This is a genomic window from Nocardia cyriacigeorgica NBRC 100375 (assembly GCF_000308555.1).
GTDB classification, from domain to species: Bacteria; Actinomycetota; Actinomycetes; order Mycobacteriales; family Mycobacteriaceae; genus Nocardia; species Nocardia cyriacigeorgica.
The window spans coordinates 1-4,733 of record NZ_BAFY01000043.1; the positions used below are offsets into that span (position 1 = coordinate 1).

A 4,733-nucleotide genomic window follows, 5' to 3' on the forward strand; every position below is an offset into this window, starting at 1 on the left:
ACCTGTTCGCTCGCGCACTGTATTTCCGGCCCGACGGCAAGGTCAGCGAAGGCGAGCGCCGAATGGCCGGCGGCTCGGACGGCTGGCATCTCGGCGTGTTCCACGTCGAGACCGACGCCGACCTGCACGCCGACCACTGGGAGATGCATCCGGACTCCGAGGAAGCGGTCTGCTGCCTGTCCGGCTCGCTGCATCTGTACCTGCGGCCCGAACGCGACGGTGAACCGGAAACCACCGTCCACCTCACCGCGGGCATCGCGACCATCGTCCCGCGCGGCCGCTGGCACCGCCTGACGCTGGACGAGCCGAGCGACATCATGTCGATCGGCGTGCGCGAAGGCAGCAAGCTCGAGCGCGTCGCGGGGTAGTCCAGACCGTGGCGCTGCGGGTCTTGCGCCGCGGACATCCGGGTCGGCCGGCACGCCATGCCCGATGGTGGCGCGCCGGCCGGCCTCAGGTCATCAGCATCCGGTGCCGACGAAGTTGCCGATCTCGCAGATGGATTCGCTGCTCAGCTTCCAGGTGCCGTCGATCAGCTTCCACGACATCGGGAAGGTCCAGGGCTCATAGCCTTCGGCGGAGGTGAGCAGCGTGGCGCTGAGGGTGTCGCCGTTCTCGGAAACCGGGCCGATCACGTCCCAGCGGAAGGTCGGCGCCATCGCCATCAGGGCGGAGGCACGATCGAAGGTGGGCAGGGCGGCCTCGCCGGTCTCCAGCTCGGCGGCACGGGTGGCGCGCGCGGCGTTGACATCGAAAGCCACCGCGAGCTTCGCCCGGAGTTCGCCGGTGCCGAGGGCTGCGGTGCGGGCCGGTGCGGTCAGCGGCGCGGCCTGGGCGATCGAGGTCGTCGCGACGGTGCCGAGGGCACCGGTCAGGCCGGCGGTGGCCAGGGCGAGAGCGCCAAGCTTCAAACGGAGGCTCATGTGTCTATCCAATCTTTCCGTGCCGGGGTCGTCGGGAGTCGGCACGCCGTCACTGTAAGGTAAGCCTATGCGAATTTGAAGTCCGCGCACGCGGCGGGCTCCCGCATCACCGGGGTTCACGCCCAGGTCACGCCCACATCGGGCAAGCACGGGATCGAGTAAGGTTACCCTATGCTAAGGTCGCAGGGCTGGTTTTCCGGCTCCCCCGTGATCTGCGCGGTGGAGGGCGGCGACCGGCACAGCGATTACCGGATGCAGGAGCCGTGTCATGCCGAAACCCCTTGGCTGGATTCGAAAATTTCATAAGCCGGCCGCGGAGAACAGCCCGCTGCTGCTGATGTTTCCCCATGCGGGCAGCGGCGCCTCCGCCTATCGCAGCTTCTCCAAGGCCCTGAGCGAGCACTTCGAGGTGATCGTCTTCCAATATCCGGGCAGGCAGGATCGGGCCGGCGAACCGCCCGCCGAGACACTGCCCGAACTGGCAGCCGGAGCCCTGAGCGCGTTCCTCGAGTCGGAATACCACCGCGGCGCGCCGTTCTCGGTCTTCGGGCACAGCATGGGCGCGGTGACCGGATTCGAATTCGTCCGGCAGGCCGAGGCGGCCGGGCTCCGGGTCGAGCTGCTCTGCGCGTCCGGTGCGGTGGCTCCGTTCCGTGTGGTCGATATGCCCGCTCACCCCACCGAGGACGAGCAGCTGCTCGATCACCTCGCGGCCCTCAACGGCACCGGGACCGACGTGCTGGCCAGCCGGGAGATCATGCGCATGACCCTGCCCGCGCTCAAGGCCGACTACGCCGCCTTCGACCGCTACGACTGCGGGCCGGATGTGAAAATCCAGGCGCGGATGCACATTCTGGGCGGCTCCGACGACGAACACGTCACCGCCCGCCACCTGCGGGACTGGGCACAGCACAGCGACCGCGACGTCACCGTCAGCCTCTTCGACGGCGGGCATTTCTATCTGAACGACCATGTCGCGGACATCGCCGACCTGCTCGCTTCGGAAATCCTCTCCGCGAGATAGTTCGCGATCCGCACGTTAGGTTTGGTATGGCACGACCGTTTTCAGGGGACGCTGATCCTGTGGTGATCGCCGGCGCGGCGATCGAGGCGCCGGGGGGGATCGACGATCTCGACAACTTCTGGGCGGCGCTTGCCGAATCACGAGAATTGCTCGGGCCTTTTCCGCGCGATCGAGGCTGGCCGCTGCGCGAGGTCTTCGCCCTCGACCGCACCGAAGGCTGGGGCAAGGTTCCCGATGCCGGCGGATTCTTGCACGGCGCAGCGGAGTTCGATCCGCAGTTCTTCGGCATCACGCCACGTGAGGCGATCGCCATGGACCCACAGCAACGAGTCGCGCTGCGGGTCGCCTGGCGGGCCATCGAAAATGCGGGCATCAACCCGGACGAGCTGGCGGGCGCCGAGGTCGGTGTCTTCATCGGCGGATCGGTCACCGAATACGGGCCCGGCGTCGGCGAAGTCAACGAGTTCTCGGGTCACCGTGTCGTCGGTACCGCGCTCGGTGCGCTGTCCGGCCGCATTTCCAACGTGCTCGGACTCATGGGGCCATCGGTCACCGTCGACACGGCCTGCGCGTCCTCGCTGACCGCGCTGCATCAGGCCGCCACGGCTATCCGCGCGGGTGAGTGCGAGTGGGCGCTGGCAGGCGGGGTCTGCGTCATGGGCTCACCGGGAGCGTTCTACGAGTTCGCGAAGAACAATGCCCTGGCCGAGGACGGTCATCTGCGGGCCTACTCCGCCACGGCGACGGGCACGCTGTGGGGCGAGGGCGCGGGTGTGGTGGTGCTCGAGCGCGAATCACGAGCGCGCGCCGAAGGCCATCGGGTCTACGCCAGGCTGCTCGCCACTCGGGTCAACCACAACGGCAAAGGCGCCGCCATCGCGGTACCCAGCGCGAACGCACAGGAAAAGGTGGTGCGCCGGACGATCGAGGCCGCCGGGATCGATCCCGGCCTGATCGGCCTGATCGAAGGGCACGGCACCGGCACGCCGGTCGGGGACCCGCTCGAGCTGGCCGCGTTGCGCGACACCTACGGAACCGATCCTTCGCATGGACCGAGGCTCGGATCGGTCAAGACCAATCTGGGTCACGCCCAAGCCGCCGCGGGCGCGCTCGGCCTGATCAAGGTCCTGTTGTGCGGCGCCAACGGTCAGATCGCGCCCACCTTGCACGCGGCCGATCCCACTCCCGCCATCGACTGGGACAGCACCGGCCTGCGGCTGGCCACCACGCTGGAACCGTGGCAGGCCACCGACGGCTACCGCTACGCCGCGGTCTCGTCGTTCGGCGTCGCAGGCACCAACGCCCACACCATCCTGGCCATGCCGCAGCTCGACGATTACTCCCAGCGGGGCGACATGCCGGAGGTCTCCCATGCCTGATTACCGCCTGCCCAACGGCGCCACGCCGGTCCTCATCTCCTCCGATACCGCCGAGGGTGTCGGCGCCGAAGCCGCCGCGCTGCTCGACTATCTGCGGCAGCGACCGCAGGTATCCCTGGACGCGGTGGCGGACATGCTGTTTCGCACCAGGTCCGCGCGGCGCCGGCGCGCGTTGGTGCTGGCCGGCTCGCGCACCGAGTTGCTGGAGGCGCTGGCGGCGATCGCGGCCGATCGCGCGCATCCGGCCGTGATCTCGAGTTCCGGGGCCGCGGCGCCGCGCCGCATCGGGTTCGTCTTCCCCGGACAGGGCAGCCAGCGCCCCGGAATGGGCAAGCTGTTCTATGAGGCATCGCCGGAATACCGGGCCGAAGTCGACGCCTGCGCCGCGATCCATCTGGAACGCTACGGCCACAGTCAGCCCTTGGCTTATCTGCTCGGCACCGAGGGCGGCTACCAGGACATCGTGTGGGAGGTCCAGCCCGCGCTGATGTTCCATATGGCCGGGCTGGCCGCGATGTGGCAGGCGCACGGCGTCCAGCCGCGCGTCACCATCGGACACAGCCAGGGTGAGTTGGCCGCGGCCTGGGTATCGCGGGCGATGACCCGCCGCGATGCCGTGCTGGCGGTGACCCACCGGGCACGCCTGGTCGACGATCTGTGCGAAGAGGGCCGGTACTCGATGGCGGTGCTCGGCATGGACCGTGAGGAATGCGAGGCGCTGCTCGCCCGCAACTCCGGCTGGGCGGAGCTGTCGGTGGTCAACTCCGCCCATATCCTGGCCATCGCCGGCGATCGCGACACCATCCTCGAGATGGTGGAAACCGCCTCCGCGCAGGGCAAATTCGCCAAGGAGATCAAGGTCGCCTACCCGGCGCACACCTCCTACCTGATCGGCGTGCGGGAGGAGATGGAGGCGATGCTCGGCGACGAGATGAGTTCGCCGACCTTCGGCCCCACCGAGATCACTTGCTACGGGGCGACTCTCGGCGGCCCGATCACCCCCGACATCACCCACCGGCAGTACTGGTACTGGAATCTGCGCAACCGGGTCCGATTCGACCGGGCCATCATCGGCGCGGCGAGCGAGGTGGACACCTTCATCGAGGTCGCCGACCATCCGACATTGCAGCTGGCCATCCAGGAGAACCTGGCCGCGGTGCCCGGCGGCCCGCACGATTTCCAGGTTCTCGGCACCTCGCATCGCACCGCGACCAGCCTGGCGGAATTCACCAGGAATCTGGCGACTATCGCGGTCAACGACCTGAACTACGACTGGAAAGCGCTGCGGGTACCGGACTCGCCGACCCGGCTGCCGCTGCCGAACTTCCCGCACACCCGGATGAATTCGCGGCACCTGTGGGCGCCGTACCGGGATGAGACGGGCACCGCCTCCGCCGCCGAGGTCGC

At 68.5% G+C, this 4,733-nt stretch carries 5 protein-coding genes; 4 read left to right on the forward strand and 1 reads right to left on the reverse strand.

All coding sequences use genetic code 11. The features are described 5' to 3' along the window. The first annotated feature begins 2 nt into the window (after positions 1 to 2). Positions 3 to 368 (forward strand): cupin domain-containing protein, encoded by a 366-nt coding sequence (locus tag RJ05_RS03945; protein ID WP_051016215.1) that lies wholly within the window; start codon positions 3 to 5, stop codon positions 366 to 368. A gap of 93 nt (positions 369 to 461) precedes the next feature. Here the strand turns inward: RJ05_RS03945 and RJ05_RS30495 are convergent, their stop codons facing one another. After that, complete coding sequence (locus tag RJ05_RS30495; RefSeq protein WP_036533228.1) at positions 462 to 923, reverse strand: MTB12 C-terminal domain-containing protein; 462 nt, start codon at positions 921 to 923, stop codon at positions 462 to 464. Between the two features lie 268 nt (positions 924 to 1,191). Here RJ05_RS30495 and RJ05_RS03955 point away from each other — a divergent pair, with 268 nt between their 5' ends. The 3 genes from RJ05_RS03955 to RJ05_RS03965 all read left to right on the forward strand — a co-directional run. Further along, positions 1,192 to 1,947, forward strand: coding sequence for a thioesterase II family protein (locus tag RJ05_RS03955; RefSeq protein ID WP_036533229.1), 756 nt, complete (start codon positions 1,192 to 1,194; stop codon positions 1,945 to 1,947). A gap of 26 nt (positions 1,948 to 1,973) precedes the next feature. Further along, positions 1,974 to 3,326: a beta-ketoacyl [acyl carrier protein] synthase domain-containing protein gene (locus RJ05_RS03960; protein ID WP_036533231.1), complete on the forward strand. Its 1,353-nt coding sequence runs from the start codon at positions 1,974 to 1,976 to the stop codon at positions 3,324 to 3,326. Beyond that, a partial coding sequence (locus tag RJ05_RS03965; RefSeq protein ID WP_036533233.1) for an acyltransferase domain-containing protein occupies positions 3,319 to 4,733 on the forward strand: 1,415 nt, incomplete at its 3' end. The genes RJ05_RS03960 and RJ05_RS03965, both read left to right, overlap by 8 nt.